12 protein-coding genes are annotated in these 14,934 nt (G+C 75.3%); 5 read left to right on the plus strand and 7 right to left on the minus strand.

The features are described 5' to 3' along the window. Nucleotides 1–87 precede the first annotated feature (87 nt). Nucleotides 88–816 carry a TetR family transcriptional regulator gene (locus ACIP60_RS07400; protein ID WP_400681021.1) on the minus strand — a complete coding sequence of 243 codons (729 nt, stop codon included), beginning with the start codon at nucleotides 814–816 and terminating at the stop codon, nucleotides 88–90. Nucleotides 817–913: 97 nt separating this feature from the next. Between ACIP60_RS07400 and ACIP60_RS07405 the strand changes: the two genes are divergently transcribed. The 4 genes from ACIP60_RS07405 (at nucleotide 914) to efeU (ending at nucleotide 5,881) form a co-directional block, all read left to right on the plus strand. After that, complete coding sequence (locus tag ACIP60_RS07405) at nucleotides 914–2,068, plus strand: acyl-CoA dehydrogenase family protein (protein ID WP_400681024.1); 1,155 nt, start codon at nucleotides 914–916, stop codon at nucleotides 2,066–2,068. A 326-nt stretch (nucleotides 2,069–2,394) separates the two neighbouring features. Continuing rightward, a complete protein-coding gene (gene efeO / locus ACIP60_RS07410) occupies nucleotides 2,395–3,558 on the plus strand; it encodes an iron uptake system protein EfeO (protein ID WP_400681027.1) in 1,164 nt (387 codons plus the stop codon). A gap of 149 nt (nucleotides 3,559–3,707) precedes the next feature. Beyond that, nucleotides 3,708–5,000, plus strand: coding sequence for an iron uptake transporter deferrochelatase/peroxidase subunit (gene efeB, locus ACIP60_RS07415; protein WP_400681029.1), 1,293 nt, complete (start codon nucleotides 3,708–3,710; stop codon nucleotides 4,998–5,000). 35 nt (nucleotides 5,001–5,035) lie between these two features. Then, nucleotides 5,036–5,881 carry an iron uptake transporter permease EfeU gene (gene efeU / locus ACIP60_RS07420; protein WP_400681031.1) on the plus strand — a complete coding sequence of 282 codons (846 nt, stop codon included), beginning with the start codon at nucleotides 5,036–5,038 and terminating at the stop codon, nucleotides 5,879–5,881. Between the two features lie 111 nt (nucleotides 5,882–5,992). On the opposite strand, the gene ACIP60_RS07425 is transcribed toward efeU, so the two are convergent. The 3 genes from ACIP60_RS07425 to ACIP60_RS07435 all read right to left on the minus strand — a co-directional run bounded on the left by ACIP60_RS07425 (nucleotide 5,993) and on the right by ACIP60_RS07435 (nucleotide 8,890). Beyond that, nucleotides 5,993–6,556, minus strand: a complete 564-nt coding sequence (locus ACIP60_RS07425) for an EF-hand domain-containing protein (protein ID WP_400681033.1) — start codon at nucleotides 6,554–6,556, stop codon at nucleotides 5,993–5,995. Between the two features lie 30 nt (nucleotides 6,557–6,586). Continuing rightward, nucleotides 6,587–8,191 carry an aldehyde dehydrogenase family protein gene (locus ACIP60_RS07430; RefSeq protein WP_400681035.1) on the minus strand — a complete coding sequence of 535 codons (1,605 nt, stop codon included), beginning with the start codon at nucleotides 8,189–8,191 and terminating at the stop codon, nucleotides 6,587–6,589. Between the two features lie 273 nt (nucleotides 8,192–8,464). Then, nucleotides 8,465–8,890 (minus strand): cupin domain-containing protein, encoded by a 426-nt coding sequence (locus tag ACIP60_RS07435; RefSeq protein WP_400681036.1) that lies wholly within the window; start codon nucleotides 8,888–8,890, stop codon nucleotides 8,465–8,467. Between the two features lie 27 nt (nucleotides 8,891–8,917). Here ACIP60_RS07435 and ACIP60_RS07440 point away from each other — a divergent pair, with 27 nt between their 5' ends. After that, nucleotides 8,918–9,898 carry a helix-turn-helix domain-containing protein gene (locus tag ACIP60_RS07440; protein WP_400681038.1) on the plus strand — a complete coding sequence of 327 codons (981 nt, stop codon included), beginning with the start codon at nucleotides 8,918–8,920 and terminating at the stop codon, nucleotides 9,896–9,898. 97 nt (nucleotides 9,899–9,995) lie between these two features. Here the strand turns inward: ACIP60_RS07440 and ACIP60_RS07445 are convergent, their stop codons facing one another. Genes ACIP60_RS07445 through ACIP60_RS07455 form a run of 3 tightly spaced genes read right to left on the minus strand, consistent with a single transcriptional unit; the run spans nucleotide 9,996 to nucleotide 14,774 of the window. Then, the gene (locus tag ACIP60_RS07445; protein ID WP_400681572.1) at nucleotides 9,996–10,982 is read right to left on the minus strand and encodes a sigma-70 family RNA polymerase sigma factor; all 987 of its coding nucleotides are present in this window, start codon (nucleotides 10,980–10,982) and stop codon (nucleotides 9,996–9,998) included. A 59-nt stretch (nucleotides 10,983–11,041) separates the two neighbouring features. Beyond that, on the minus strand, nucleotides 11,042–11,992 hold the full coding sequence (locus ACIP60_RS07450) for an ABC transporter ATP-binding protein (RefSeq protein ID WP_400681040.1): 951 nt from the start codon (nucleotides 11,990–11,992) through the stop codon (nucleotides 11,042–11,044). 43 nt (nucleotides 11,993–12,035) lie between these two features. Further along, nucleotides 12,036–14,774: a hypothetical protein gene (locus ACIP60_RS07455; RefSeq protein WP_400681043.1), complete on the minus strand. Its 2,739-nt coding sequence runs from the start codon at nucleotides 14,772–14,774 to the stop codon at nucleotides 12,036–12,038. Between the last annotated feature and the right edge of the window lie 160 nt (nucleotides 14,775–14,934).

Below are 14,934 nucleotides of genomic sequence, written 5' to 3' on the forward strand. Positions count from 1 at the left end.
TACCGAGTGCCAGTCATATCGGACGATGTTCGACAGACTGTCAGCTCCGCGGGCCGGCTCCGCGGACGGACCGGCCGACCGGTCCGGTCAGCCCTCCAGGGCCGCCTCCACCCCCTGCACCACCCGCCACATCGGCGTGCCGCGCCGGGCCACCATCACCACCACCTCGTCGTCCTGCGAGCTGCCGCCCCCGCCGCCCTCCGCGCCGTCCCCCCAGGTCGCCACCACCAGTTGCAGCGCCTCGTCCACCGCCGCGCCCACGTCGCCCTCGCCGCCCGAGCGCAGCCAGGCCCGCAGCGCGTAGTTGTGCGCCGCGACCACCGCCGCCGCGATCACGTCGGCCCGCAGCGCGCCGTCCGAGCGGGCCGCGTACCGGGTGCGCAGGTGGCCGGCCAGGGTGCGCTCGTAGCGCCAGACCACCGACAGCTCGTGGGTGCGCAGGGTGGGCACCTGCTTGGTCAGCCGGTAGCGCCCCACCGAGAAGGCCGGGTTGCCCGCGTACATCCGCAGCACCAGCCGGGCCGCGTCGCACACCTGCTCCACCGGGTCGCCCGCCGGGTCGGCCGCGCCCAGGAAGGCGGTCATGTCCGCCAGGCAGCCGTCGTGGTCGGGGAAGACCACCGCCTCCTTCGACGGGAAGTACCGGAAGAACGACCGGCGGCCGACCCCGGCGAGCGAGACGATGTCGTCGATCGTGGTCTGCTCGAAACCCCGCTCCGAGAACAGCTCGAACGCCGCCTCGACCAGCGCGTCCCGCATCGTCGGCCGGGCCGCGCCGACGCCGGGCGCCCGGTCCTGCTCATGCACCTCGCTCATACCGGGACGGTAGCACCGACCAGGCGGTTCGGGCTGGGCCGGACGGCACTGAGTGTGCATAATCGGGGGTACTGAGTGCCACACCGAGGAGACTGCCATGACCCAGGACTTCGACCTCTACCGGCTCGGCGAGGAGCACGAGATGCTCCGGGAGTCGGTGCGTGCGCTGGCGGAGGCGAAGATCGCTCCGTTCGCGGCGGCGGTGGACGAGGAGGGGCGTTTCCCGCAGGAGGCGTTGGACGCGTTGCGGGCGGCGGACCTGCACGCGGTGCACGTGCCGGAGGAGTACGGGGGTGCGGGGGCGGACGCGCTGGCGACGGTGCTGGTGATCGAGGAGGTGGCGCGGGTGTGCGCGTCGTCGTCGTTGATCCCGGCGGTGAACAAGCTGGGCTCGCTGCCGGTGCAGTTGTCGGGTTCGGAGGAGTTGAAGGCGAAGTACCTGGGGGCGCTGGCCCGCGGGGAGGGCATGTTCTCCTACTGCCTGTCGGAGCCGGAGGCGGGCTCGGACGCGGCGGGGATGCGGACCCGGGCGGTGCGCGACGGCGACTTCTGGGTGCTCAACGGCGTCAAGCGCTGGATCACCAACGCGGGCGTCTCCGAGTTCTACACGGTGATGGCCGTGACCGACCCCGAGAAGCGCTCCAAGGGCATCTCGGCGTTCGTGGTGGAGAAGGACGACGCGGGGGTGTCGTTCGGTGCGCCCGAGAGGAAGCTCGGCATCAAGGGCTCGCCGACCCGCGAGGTGTACTTCGACGACGTGCGCGTCCCGGCGGAGCGGATGATCGGCGCGGAGGGCACGGGCTTCGCCACCGCGATGCGCACGCTGGACCACACCCGGGTGACCATCGCGGCGCAGGCGCTGGGCATCGCGCAGGGCGCGCTGGACTACGCCAAGGGCTACGTGAAGGAGCGGCGGCAGTTCGGCAAGCCGATCGGTGACTTCCAGGGCGTGCAGTTCATGCTGGCGGACATGGCGATGAAGCTGGAGGCGGCCCGGCAGCTCACCTACGCGGCGGCGGCGAAGTCGCAGCGCTCGGACGGGGACCTGACGTTCTTCGGGGCGGCGGCCAAGTGCTACGCGTCGGACGCGGCGATGGAGATCACGGTGGACGCGGTGCAGTTGCTGGGGGGTTACGGGTACACCCGGGACTACCCGGTGGAGCGGATGATGCGGGACGCGAAGATCACCCAGATCTACGAGGGCACCAACCAGGTCCAGCGCATCGTGATGGCCCGCAACCTCCCCCAGTAGACAGAACAGGACAAGACCGGCGCGGCGCGGAGCGGGCAGCTGCCCCGCGCCGCGCCGCCGTGCGTGCGGGTGCCGCTCCGGGGCAGTGGTTCCGGTCACACGCGGGGCTCCCGGAGCGGGTGGGGCCGGGGTGAAGTCCGGCCAGCACCAGGGGAGTTGGCCGGAAATGAGGGATGGGTGGGGAGCCGCGGGGCGACTCCGTCCGGCCCGGGGTGTCGACCCGGTGTGGCGGGGGACCTAAGGTATGCCTTAGCTTACCTGGCGGCCTCCGGGGGGTTCCCGAGCGGCCGCCGCACCGGCCCAACCCTCTCGTTCCTGGAGTGAGCATGCCTGCCCGCCGTACGTCTGCTGCCGCGTTCCTGGTCCTCGCCGTGGCGGGTGCCGCGCTGGTGGGGTGCTCGAAGAAGGACGACGGCGCCCCGACCGCGGCGGACGGCTCCGCCGCCGCCGGCCCGGTGCAGGTGACCGCGACGGACAGCACGTGTGACCTGTCGAAGACCTCCTTCCCGGCCGGGCACGTCGAGTTGGCGGTGGCGAACAAGGGCAACAAGGTCACCGAGGTGTACGTCTACGCCGATGGCGACAAGATCGTCACCGAGCGGGAGAACATCGGCCCCGGCACCAAGGCGACCATCAACGCCGAGATCAAGGCCGGCACCTACGAGGTGGCCTGCAAGCCGGGCATGACCGGCGACGGCATCCGGCAGAAGATCACCGTCACGGCCGGCGCCTCGGCCTCCGCGAAGACCGACGACCGGCTGACCCGGGCGGTCACCGACTACCGCACCTACGCCCAGGAGCAGGCCGACGCCACCATCCCGGTGGTGGAGCAGTTCGCCGCCGCGATCACCGCCGGCGACGTGGAGAAGGCCAAGTCGCTGTTCGCCGCCTCCCGGGTGGGCTGGGAGCGCACCGAGCCGGTGGCCGAGAGCTTCGGTGACATCGACCCGAAGACCGACACCCGCGAGGACGGCCTGGAGGAGGGCCAGGCGTGGACCGGCTGGCACCGCCTGGAGAAGTCGCTCTGGGAGGACGGAAAGATCGGCGACGAGGAGAAGACCCTCGCCACCCAGCTGGTCACCGACCTGAAGGACTGGCAGACCCGCATCCCCAGCGCCGAGATCACCCCCACCGGCATGGCCAACGGCGCCAAGGAGCTGCTGGACGAGGTCTCCAAGAACAAGATCACCGGTGAGGAGGACCGCTACAGCCACACCGACCTCTCCGACTTCGCCGCCAACGTCGAGGGCGCCCGCCAGGCGTACGAGCTGCTCAAGCCGGTCGCCTCCGAGAACGACCCGGAGCTGTCCAAGACCCTGGACGGCGAGTTCGAGAAGATCACCGCGCTGCTCGGCAAGTACCGCAACGCCGACGGCACCTACACCACGTACGACAAGGTCACCGAGGACGAGCGCAAGACCTTCTCGGACGCGGTCAACTCGCTCGGCGAGCCGCTGTCCAAGCTGGCCGCCGCCGTGGTGGTCAAGTAGCCGCGTCCGCCCGGTCAAGTCCAGGTCAAACGGGGTGCCCGGGGGCCGGACGCGAGGTAAGGCCAGCGTAAGCTAAGCCTCCGTCAGGGTGCTGTCGCAGCAGCGGCAGCACCCGCACCCGGTTTCACGTCCGAGAGGGAACGCCAGAGATGGACGCCGAGAACGAGCAGCAGGCGCCCCCCGCCGAGAGCGGCGGGTCCGCGCCGCGCGCCGGGCTCAGCCGGCGCGCCGTCATAGGCTGGGCGGGAGCCGGCGTCGCGCTCGGCGCGGCCGCGGTGGGCACGGTGGCCGCCGCGACCATGTCGGACGGGGACGGCGGCCCCGCCCCGCAGGCCCCCGACGTGCCGTTCTACGGGGAGCACCAGGCGGGCATCTCCACCCCGGTCCAGGACCGGCTGCACTTCGCCGCGTTCGACGTCATCACCGACGACCGCGACGCCCTGGTGAAGATGCTCAAGGAGTGGACGAAGGCGGCCGCCTCGCTCACCGGCGGGCGCGAGGTCGGCGGCGGCGCGGTCGGCGTCGTCCCCGAGTCCCCGCCGGACGACACCGGCGAGGCGCTGGGCCTGCCCCCCTCCCGCCTCACCCTGACCATCGGCTTCGGGCCGACGCTGTTCGAGAAGGACGGCGCCGACCGCTTCGGACTCAGGGCCAGGCGCCCGGAGGCGCTGGTCGACCTGCCGAAGTTCAGGGGCGACCGGCTCGATCCGGCCCGCAGCGGCGGCGACCTGTGCGTCCAGGCCTGCGCCGACGACCCGCAGGTCGCCGTGCACGCGATCCGCAACCTGGCCCGGATCGGCATGGGCGTGGTCAACGTCCGCTGGTCGCAGCTCGGCTTCGGCAAGACCTCCTCCACCACGCCCGACAGCCAGACCCCGCGCAACCTGATGGGCTTCAAGGACGGCACCCACAACATCGCCGGGACCGACGCCGACGCGCTCGCCCAGCACGTGTGGGCCGCCCCCGGCGACGGCGCCGACTGGATGACCGGCGGCTCCTACCTGGTCGCCCGCCGCATCCGGATGACCATCGAGACCTGGGACCGCGCCTCGCTCAAGGACCAGGAGGACACCTTCGGCCGCACCAAGATCGAGGGCGCCCCCTACGGCAAGCAGAAGGAACGCGACACCCCCGACCTGTCCGCGATGCCCGCCGACTCGCACGTCCGCCTGGCGCACCCCGACAGCAACGACGGGCTGATGATCCTGCGCCGCGGCTACTCCTTCACCGACGGCACCGACGGCCTCGGCCGCCTGGACGCCGGCCTGTTCTTCCTGGCCTACCAGCGCGACACCCGCAAGGCGTTCGTCCCGCTGCAGACCAAGCTCGCGGCCAACGACGCGCTCAACGAGTACATCACCCACGTCGCCTCCGCCCACTTCGCCTGCCCGCCCGGTGTCCGCAAGCCCGGCGAGTGGTGGGGCCAGACCCTCCTCGGCTGACCCCCCGCCCCCCACTTCACCCTGGAGAGAACGCCGTGTTCGCCAACTACCTGATCGGCCTGCGCGAGGGCCTCGAAGCCAGCCTGGTGGTCTGCATCCTGATCGCCTACCTGGTCAAGACCGACCGCAGGGACCGCCTCGGCCCGGTGTGGACCGGCGTCGGCAGCGCCGTCGTGCTGGCGATGGCCTTCGGCGCGCTGCTCCAGTTCGGCTCCAACCAGCTGTCCTTCGAGGCCCAGGAGGCGCTCGGCGGCAGCCTGTCGATCATCGCGGTCGGCCTGGTGACCTGGATGGTCTTCTGGATGCGCCGCACCGCGCGCCACCTGAAGAGCGAACTCCAGGGCAAGCTGGACGCCGCGCTCGCCATGGGCACCGTCGCCCTGGTCGTCACCGCGTTCCTGGCCGTCGGCCGGGAGGGACTGGAGACCGCGCTGTTCATCTGGACCGCCGTCCAGGCCACCGGCGACGGCTGGAACCCGCTGGTCGGCGCGACCCTCGGCCTGCTCACCTCGGTGGTGCTCGGCTGGCTGTTCTACCGCGGCGCGCTGAAGATCAACCTGGCGAAGTTCTTCACCTGGACCGGCGGCATGCTGGTCGTCGTCGCCGCGGGCGTCCTCGCCTACGGCGTGCACGACCTCCAGGAGGCCGACTGGATCCCCGGCCTGAGCGCGCTGGCCTTCGACATCTCCTCCACCATCCCGGCCGACAGCTGGTACGGGACGCTGCTCAAGGGCGTCTTCAACTTCCAGCCGAACCCGACCAAGGTCCAGGTCTGGGTCTGGGCGCTCTACCTGGTGCCGACGCTCTACTTCTTCTTCCGCAGGCCCGCGGGCTCCCCGCCCGAGCCCGCGCAGGTCTCGGCGGAGGCGAAGGCCGCCTGAGGGACGGGCCCGGGGGACGAGCCCGAGGAACGACGGGGACGGGAACCGCCCGGGTGCCGCGACGCGCGGCACCCGGGCGGTTCCCGTTCTCCGGACCGGAGGCCGGGCCGGTCAGGTGAGCGGGCCGTAGAGCCAGTTGCCCGGGGCGTCGGGGTCGGGGCTGAGGTAGAACTCCTGGAGGGCGGTGAGCAGTTCGTCCACGCTGAGCCTGCCGCTGGCGTCGGTGTCGAGGTGCCGGAAGGCGGCGGCGCGGTGTTCGGGGGCGGTGCGGAAGACCTGCTGCCAGGACTGGAACTCCCGCTCGTCGACCTCGCCGTCGCCGTCGGTGTCGAGCAGGGCGACGACCGCCTCGGTGAGCGGGCGCAGGGCGGTGCGGAAGCCGTCGGGGGAGGTGAGGAAGGCGCCGGTCATGCCCGCGCGGTACTCCTCGGGGGTCAGCCGCCGGTCGCCGTCGGCGTCGGCGGCCGCGGCGAGGGCCTCCCAGTAGCGGGCCATGCCCGCCATCAGGGCGGTGCCCTTGGGGGAGGTCGGCGGCTCGCCGAACTCGGAGAGCAGCCGGGCGCCCAGGGTGAGCAGGTCCTCGCGGTCGACGGTGCCGTTGCCGTCGGCGTCGAGGTGGCCGAAGCAGAGGGCGATCTTGCGGTCGAGCAGCGGCGTGCCGGAAAGCGCGGTCATGGGGGGTGCCTCTCTCGCGGGTGGTGCGGATCACGCGTCGGACGGTTCGGGGGAGCGGGGGCCGATGCTGATGCCCTGCAGGCGGGTGGTGCGCAGGATCGGGATGTTGGCCTCGCCGTGCGCGCCGCCGGAGAGCCCGGTGCCGCCGATGACGGGCAGGACGGGGAGGGTGCCGATGTGGCTGTCGTTGACCTTCAGCACGCCGCCGTTGACGACCTCGTCGGTGAACCGGTCGACGACGTCCGGGTCGCGGGCCCACAGCGAGTTGCGCAGGCCGTAGGGGTTGGCGTTGACGAAGGAGATCAGCGCGTCGAGCAGGGCGCCGTCCGGCTCCGGCCCGGTCGGCACGACCAGGCACATCAGCGGGAAGAAGGTCTCCTCGGCGACCGCCCGCATCGTCGCGGCCACGGCCAGCCCGTGGGCCCGCAGCAGGACGGGGCGGACGAACGGGCCCCGGGCCGTCGGGACGCCGTCCACGTCGACGCTCTCGCCGCCGCAGAGGAGTTCGGCGCCCTTGGCCACGGCGTCGGCCAGCACGTCCGCGCACTGGGCGCGCTTGACCACCGGGGTCAGCACGACGTCCGGGTCCTCGGGCGGGCCGATCCGCAGCGCGGCCACCCGCTCCTGGAGCAGGGCGGTGAAGCGGTCGGCCACGGCCGGGTGGACCAGGGCGAACTTCGGGGCGAAGCAGAGCTGGCCCGAGCCGTGGTAGCGCTCCGCCGCGGCGTCGGCGGCCCGGGGCAGGTCGGCGTCCCGCCACACCACCAGGGCGTCGTTGCCGGCCAGTTCCAGGACGGGCTTCTTGCCCTGCTCCAGGCAGACACGGGCGAGTTCCGCGCCCTGCTTCGGGCCGCCGAAGAAGAACACGTCGTCGCAGTCGGGCGAGGCCAGCCAGGTGCGCAGGGTGGGCCGGTCGGGGGCGCAGAGCACGCTGAGCGCGCCGGGCGGGGCGCCGTGCGCGGCCAGCAGCGGGGCGACCAGCTCGTGGAAGACGAACGCGGTGCTCAGCGGCGCCGTGGGCGGGGCGTTGACCACCACCGCGTTGCCGCCGGCCAGCACCGGGACGGCGGCCGTCGCGGTGAGCATCGGGGCGTTGCGGGCCGGGCTGAGGCCGACCACCCCGTCCGGTTTGCGCACCAGCCGCACCAGGCGGCCGTCCTGCTCGCCCTCCCAGCGCATGGCGGCCCGGGTGTGGGCCAGCGTGTCGGGGTGGGTGAGGTCCAGCGCCGCGGCCAGCGACCAGCGGGCCACCCGCACCGGGTACCCCTCGGACACCAGCGCCCCGACCACCTCCTCGGCGCGCTCCCGCAGCAGGCGGTGGAAGGCCGCGACGAACTCCAGCCGCCGCTCCAGCGGCACCCGGGCCCAGAGCGGCTGGGCCGCGCGGGCCCGGGCCAGCGCGGTGGCGGCCTGCTCCGGGGTCGAGCGGGCCACCCGGCCGACCAGTCGCGGGTCCGCGTGGTCGGCCGGGTCGGCGCGGCCGTGGTCGAGCCGGGCCTTCAGCGCGAGCACCTCGTACGGCTCGCGGAGCATCGCGCTGCTGCGGGGCCAGTGCACCCAGCCGTCGCCGGGGGCGGGGACGCCGCCGACCAGGACCGGGTAGGCGGACTGCGGTGGGGCGGGAGCGAGTTCCACGTCCCCGATGATGGGGGCGCGGGGCGCGCGGGCCGGGGGAGAGGACGGGCTTCCCCTCCAACGGGTGATTCTCCGATCGGCTGGAAAGCGTCTTGTCGTGCGGACGCGGTGGGGGAGGGCGGGGCGGGGTCGGCGCTGCGGGGCGTGGGCGGCGGTCCGGTGCGGCTGCTCCGGGCAGGCGGCGAGGGCGGCCGGGGCGGGCGGGGCGGTGCCCGGTGGGAACTCGCCGTCCCGGGCGGCCGGTTCGAAGCGGGCGCGGCACGGCCCCGGACGTCACCGCGCGGCCGGATCGCTCCGGTGCCGGGGCGCGCCGTACTGCTCGGGGGTGACGGGCTCGGCCCAGACGGTCTCGGGCGTGCCGTCGGCAGTGGCCTCCCAGAGCGCCAGGTGGGCCGTGAAACGGTCGGGGGCGGCGCCGTGCCAGTGCGTCTCGCCCGGCGGGCAGACCACGCTCTCGCCCGGGTGGGCCTCCAGCACGGTGCCGTCCCGGGTGCCGACCAGGGCGGTGCCGGAGACCACGTGCAGGGTCTGGCCGAGCGCGTGGGTGTGCCAGTGCGTCCGCGCGCCCGGCGCGAAGCGGACCAGGTTGGCGCGCAGCCGGGACGGCTCCGCGCCGGCCGCGAGGACGTCCCACCAGACGTCGCCGGTGAACCACTCGGCCGGGCCCCGGCCGGTGGGCTGCTGCGGGAGGAATTCCATCGGGTGCTCCTGAGGAAGGGGTGGGAAGTGCGTCCCCTCCAGCCAAGCGCGCCGCCCGGCGCGGGGCCAGGCACCGCGGAGGGGTGCACCGGTGGTGCACCCCTCCGGGCGGCGCGGGCGCGTACTGTCGGAGGGGTGGACAACAGCCAGGAGGTCCGCGAGTTCCTGACCTCGCGGCGCGCCAAGATCACCCCCGACCTGGTCGGACTGCCCGCCGGGCCGCGCCGCCGGGTGCCCGGGCTGCGGCGCAGCGAGGTCGCCGCGCTCGCGGACCTCAGCGTCGAGTACTACGCCCGGCTGGAGCGCGGCCACCTGGCCGGCGCCTCCCCGGCCGTGCTGGAGGCCGTCGCCCGGGCCCTGCGGCTCGACGACGCCGAACGCAGCCACCTGCTGCACCTGGCCCGGGCCGCCGACGGCTCCGACGCGCTGACCCGCCCGCGCCGCCGCGCGGACCGGACCCCGGCCCCGCACCGCAGCCTCCAGTGGACGCTGGACGCGATCACCGGCGGCCCGGCGTTCGTCCGCAACGGCCGGACCGACCTGGTCGCCGCCAACCCGCTCGCCCGCGCCTTCTACGCCGACGTCTACGCGGGCGCCGGGCCGCACCCGCCGAACTTCGCCCGCTTCCAGTTCCTCGACCCCGCCGCCCGCCGCTTCCACCCCGGGTGGGACGGGCACGCCGACATCACCGTCGCCCTCCTGCGCACCGAGGCCGGCCGCAACCCCCACGACCGCCGGCTGCACGACCTGGTCGGCGAACTCTCCACCCGCAGCGACGAGTTCCGCACCCGCTGGGGCGCGCACGACGTCCGGCACCACGGCACCGGCACCAAGCACTTCCACCACCCGGCGGTCGGCGACCTCACCCTCGCCTACGAGGGGATGCGGCTGACCGCCGACCCCGACCTCGTCCTCACCGTCTACACCGCCGAACCCGGCTCCCCGTCCGAGGAGCGCCTGCGGCTGCTCGCCTCCTGGGGCGCCACCCGCGAGACCGCCCGGGCCTGACGGCGCGTCAGGCTGCGGCGGGGCGTCAGGCTGCGGCGGTGCGTCAGGCTGCGGCGGTGCGTCAGACCCCGGCGGTGCGTCAGACCCCGGCGGTGCGTCAGGCATCGGCGGCGTGCGGGTCGGTGGTCAGGCGCATCGGCAGGCCCCAGAGCGGGAACAGCCGCTCCACGTCCATGTGGTTGGTCATGGTGGCGATCCGGCCGTCGACGATCTCCAGCAGGGTGATGCCCCACGGCGTCCACCCCGCGCCGTCCTCCGCCGGGCGGTACTGGGCGAACGCCGGCGTGCCGTTCGCCTCCACCGGCAGCAGCCGCGACCCCGCGCAGCCGCAGCCCGCGCCCTGCCACCACTCGCCGAGCTCGGCCACGCCCCGCACCCACATCTGGAACGGCGGCATGTTCAGCACCGCGTCCTCATGCAGCAGCCGCTTCAGGGCCTCGATGTCGAACGACTCGAAGGCCCGCACGTACCGGGCCAGCAGGGAGCGCTGGGTCTCGTCCAGCGGGTCGAAGGCGTCACCGGCCGGGCCCTGCGCGGCCATCGTGGCCCGGGCCCGCTGCAGCGCGCTGTTCACCGAGGCCACCGAGGTCTCCAGCAGCTCCGCCGTCTCCGCCGCCGACCAGGCCAGCACCTCCCGCAGGATCAGCACCGCCCGCTGCCGGGCCGGCAGCTTCTGGAGCGCCGAGACGAACGCCAGCCGGATCGACTCCCGGCCCACCGCGACCTCCGCCGGATCCCCCGACAGCACCCGCGCGTCCGGCACCGGACCCACCCAGACGTTCTCCTCCAGCTGCGCCAAGTCCGGCGCGGCGGCCGGGCAGGGCGAGCTGAGGTCCATCGGGCGGGCCCGCCGCTGCGGGGCCGGGGCCATGTCCAGGCAGACGTTGGTGGCGATCCGGTACAGCCACGTCCGCAGCGCGGCGCGGCCCTCGAAGCCGTCGAACTTCGACCAGGCGCGGACCAGCGTCTCCTGCACCGCGTCCTCCGCCTCGAAGGCCGAGCCCAGCATCCGGTAGCAGTACGCCGTCAGCTCCCGCCGGAACGGCTCCAGCCGCTCCGCCACCCCGTCACGATCCATGATCATTGGCACGGGGCCAGCCTAGTGCGCGGGTCCGACAGCCGGGAGGGGCGCCGGAGCGCCGGTCAGCGGGTGTCGTCCGGGCGCAGCTCGATGTGGTCGGCCGCCAGGTCCGCCGCCACCCGGTGCTCCATGCCCAGGGCGGCCAGGAAGGCGGCGGGCAGCTGGACGCGGCCGGTGCGGTCGAGCATCACGTACTCGCGCTCGGAGACGGTCTCGGTGCCGTGCTCGTCGACCTCGGTGCGGCGCAGGACCTCGCTGCTGGTGCGGCCGTCGCGGATCGCCACCGTGCGGCGGACCTCGCCGGCGACCATCGGGTCGTGGGTGACGATGACGACGGTGCTGCCCAGCTCGCGGTTGACGGTGCGGAAGGCCTCGAAGATGCCGGCGGCGGTGTCGGTGTCCAGCTCGCCGGTGGGTTCGTCGGCGAGCAGGACGGCGGGCTCGTTGGCGAGGGCGACCGCGATGGCCACCCGCTGCTGCTGGCCGCCGGAGAGTTCGGCCGGGCGGCGGTGGGCGAGTTCGGGGACGCCGAGGGCCTCCAGCAGCTCGGTGGTGCGGGCGCGCTGCCGCCGGGCGGCCCGGTGCCCGGAGCGCAGCTGCATCGGCAGGGCCACGTTCTGGGCGGCGGTCAGGAAGGGCAGCAGGTTGCGCGCGGTCTGCTGCCAGATGAAGCCGACCGTCTCGCGGCGGTAGCGCAGCCGGTCCTTCGCGGTCATCGCCAGCAGGTCGTGGCCGTCGACGGTGGCGGTGCCGGCGGTGGGGGTGTCCAGGCCCGCCAGCACGTTCAGCAGCGTCGACTTGCCACTGCCGGACGCGCCGACCAGGGCCACCAGGTCGCCCCGGTCCACCGTCAGGTCCAGGCCCTGCAACGCCTGCACCTCGATCCCGTCGGCGCTGAAGATCCGCACCAACCGCTCGCAGCTGATCGCCAGTTCGGCGCCGACGGTGCGCGGCGCGGCGGCGGCCAGCGCCCTGCGCCGCAGCTCGTCCAGGCTCGGTGCCGGAGTGCTCATCGGGTGGTCCCTCCTGCGGGGGGCTCGGTGGTGGACGTGCGGTTCATCGGGCGTCCCCCGCCCGCAGCTCGGTGGTGATCTGCCGGCGGGCGGTCACCGCGGCCTCGGCCAGCACCGCGAGCACCGCCAACAGGGCCAGCCCGACGGCCTGTTCGGCGATCGGGGCGGCCAGCGGCCGCAGCCCCGCCGCGACGCCCGAGCCGACCAGCGGGGAAAGGTCGACGGCCGGGCCCAGCAGCAGCACGCAGCACACCGCCGTCAGCGCCCCGCCCAGGGCCGCCACCAGCGACTGCGGCAGCACCTCGGCCAGGATCAGCGCCAGCCCCTGCCGGGGCCGCAACCCCATGGTGCGCAGCCGGGCCAGCACCGCCGCCCGCTCCGGCCCGGCCCGCAGCAGCGTCAGCAGCACCGACAGCAGCGCGGACAGCGCCGTCGCGCCGACCGAGACCCAGAACAGCCGGACGGCCGACGCCTGCAACGGGTCGGCACCGAGCGCCGCGACCTCCGAGGCGACCGTCCGCACCCGGTGGCCCGTCCCGGCCCCGGCCGCCGGCGGGCCGAGCAGCCGCCCGGCCAGCGCGCGCAGGGCGGCGTCGTCGGGCCGCCCGGCCGCCAGCCACTTGGCCGGGCCCCCGATCCGGGCCACCAGGTCGGCGGCCGGACCGGAGGGCAGCACCACGGTCGGACCGGCCGAGCCGACCAGCGCCGGCGTGCCGTCCGCGTGCCCCACCACGCGGATCCGGGCCGCGTCGCCGCCCGCCAGCCGCAGGCTGAACTCGCCCTCCGGGACACCGACGCCGGCCAGCGCGGGCAGCGGCCCGCCGCCCGGGTCGCCGGCCAGCAGCGCCGGATCGAACCGGCCCCGCCCGGCCGCCTCGGCCAGCCTCGCGTACGGGACCGGATCGGCCACCACCACGTTCACCCGGACCGAGGCGCCGCCGCCGAGCGAGAGCACCACGTCCTCGTCGATCCACACCGGCAGCGCGGCCGTCACCCCCGGCAGCCGGCCGGCCTCCGTGACGAACGACTGCGGCAGCGAGGTGTTCGACCCGGCGCTGACCACGGCGTCCCCGCCCAGGGCGTACCGGGCCACCTCGGCCCGATCGGCGGCCACCGACGCCAGTACCGTCGCCCCGACCGCGCCGCACGCCACCGCCAGCACCAGGGCCAGCAGCGGCAGCACCGAGGGCCGCGACCGCCCGCCCCCGCCGCCCCGGGCCGCCCGGGCCAGCCCGAGGAAACCCACCACCCCCGGACGCCGCCCGGCCCGGCGGGCCAGCAGCCCGATCAGCGGCGGCTGCAATCGGGCCAGCAGCAGCGCGCCCGTCAACGACAGCAGCAGCGGCGCCGCCACCAGCAGCGGGTCCACCCCCTCGCCCAGCGGTGCCACCCCGCGCCGGACCACCTGCGCCACCGCCGCCGCGGTCACCGCCAGCACCGCGAACTCGCCCACCAGCCGCCGCCGCCCGCGCCCCGCCCCCGCGGCCGCACCGCGCAGCAGCAGCGCCGCCCGCACCGGGAAGGCCAGCAGCGCCAGCAGCGCCACCGCACCGGCCGCGCCCGCCGCCGGCAGCCGGCGCGGGGTCGGCAGCAGCGCGAAGGCCAGCAGCGCGCCCAGGGCCGCCGCGGGCAGCACGGTCGCCGCGCCCTCGCCCAGCAGCCGCCGGAAGACCCCGCCGATCCCGGCCCCGCGCGCCCGCAGCAGCAGCAGCTCCGCCGTCCGCCGCTCGGCGGCCAGCGCCGCCGCCAGGCACAGCACCACGGCGGACACCCCCGCCGCCCCGGCCGGGCCGACCGCGGTCAGCGAGTCGATCGCGCTCTGCCGCTGCCGGGCGGTGTCGATCGCGGACCGCAGCCCGGAGTCGATCCGCACGTCGGGCCGCCCGCTGCCGGACACCACCTCGACCGCGAGCGGCCCCGAGGTGACCGCCGCCAGGCCGAAGGAGGTCTGCCGCAGCCGGTCCGCCCGCAGCGCCTCCACCCGCACCGGCAGCCGCCAGTAGTCCAGCGCCCCGTCGCCCCAGACGCCCAGCCGGGACACCGACTCCGGGCCGGTCAGCGCGACGGCGTACCAGTACGCCACCGGGGGGTCCCCCGGACCGTGCGAGGGCGTCATGTTCCGGCACGCCCCGATCGCGCACCCCAGCTCGGCCCAGAACGGGTCGGCCGGGTCGTCGACCGCGTACAGGCCCACCACCTCGACCTGCTGCGGGCTCAGCCGCGCGGTGGGGGACAGCACCGAGGCACCGCCGTCCAGCACCGCGCCCGGCCGCACCTTCATCGCCTCGGCCGCCGCCGCCGACAGCACGACCGGCACCGGCCCCCCGGCCGCCCCGGCGTCCGGCCACCGACCGGCCGTCAGGTGGACGTGCTCGCGCGCCCCGTGCTGGTACACCAGGGCCAGCTCGGGCGCGACGGACTCCGGCCGGTCCAGCCCCGGGTCGGGCAGCGAACGCGCGGCCAGACCCCGGCGCCCGTACACCGGGCCGCCCGGCTCCAGCGGCAGCACCGGCCCGATCAGGTCGGTCAGCCGGGCCGCGGTCGCGTCCAGCTTCCGCTCCGGCTCGCCGCCCGCGGGCGGGCCGGACGTCACCACCACACTGGTCGCCACCGGGCCTGACCCGCGCAGGAAAGCGTGCAGCGCGCCGTCCGCCCCCCGGTCCAGCGCCCGGGGCAGCGCGGCCGCCAGGAAGACCAGGACCAGCGTCAGGGCGGCGGTGAGCAGGGCGGCGAGCGGCGCGGTGCGCAGCCGGGTGCGGACCCAGGGGGCGGGGGTGCTCATCTCTCCTCCGCGGGGCGCGGCGCGACGGCGCGGGGTCCGGTGGCGGCCGGCGCGGGGGCGGGCCGGACGGTCGGGTGGGCTGCGGCGGGCCGGGCGGGGGTGCACGGCCGGGCGGGGGTACGCGGTCGGACGGCGGTGTGCGGCCGGGCGGGGGTGCGGG

Origin of the sequence: Kitasatospora sp. NPDC088783 (genome assembly GCF_044750705.1) — a bacterium.
Taxonomy (GTDB): Bacteria; Actinomycetota; Actinomycetes; order Streptomycetales; family Streptomycetaceae; genus Kitasatospora; species Kitasatospora fiedleri.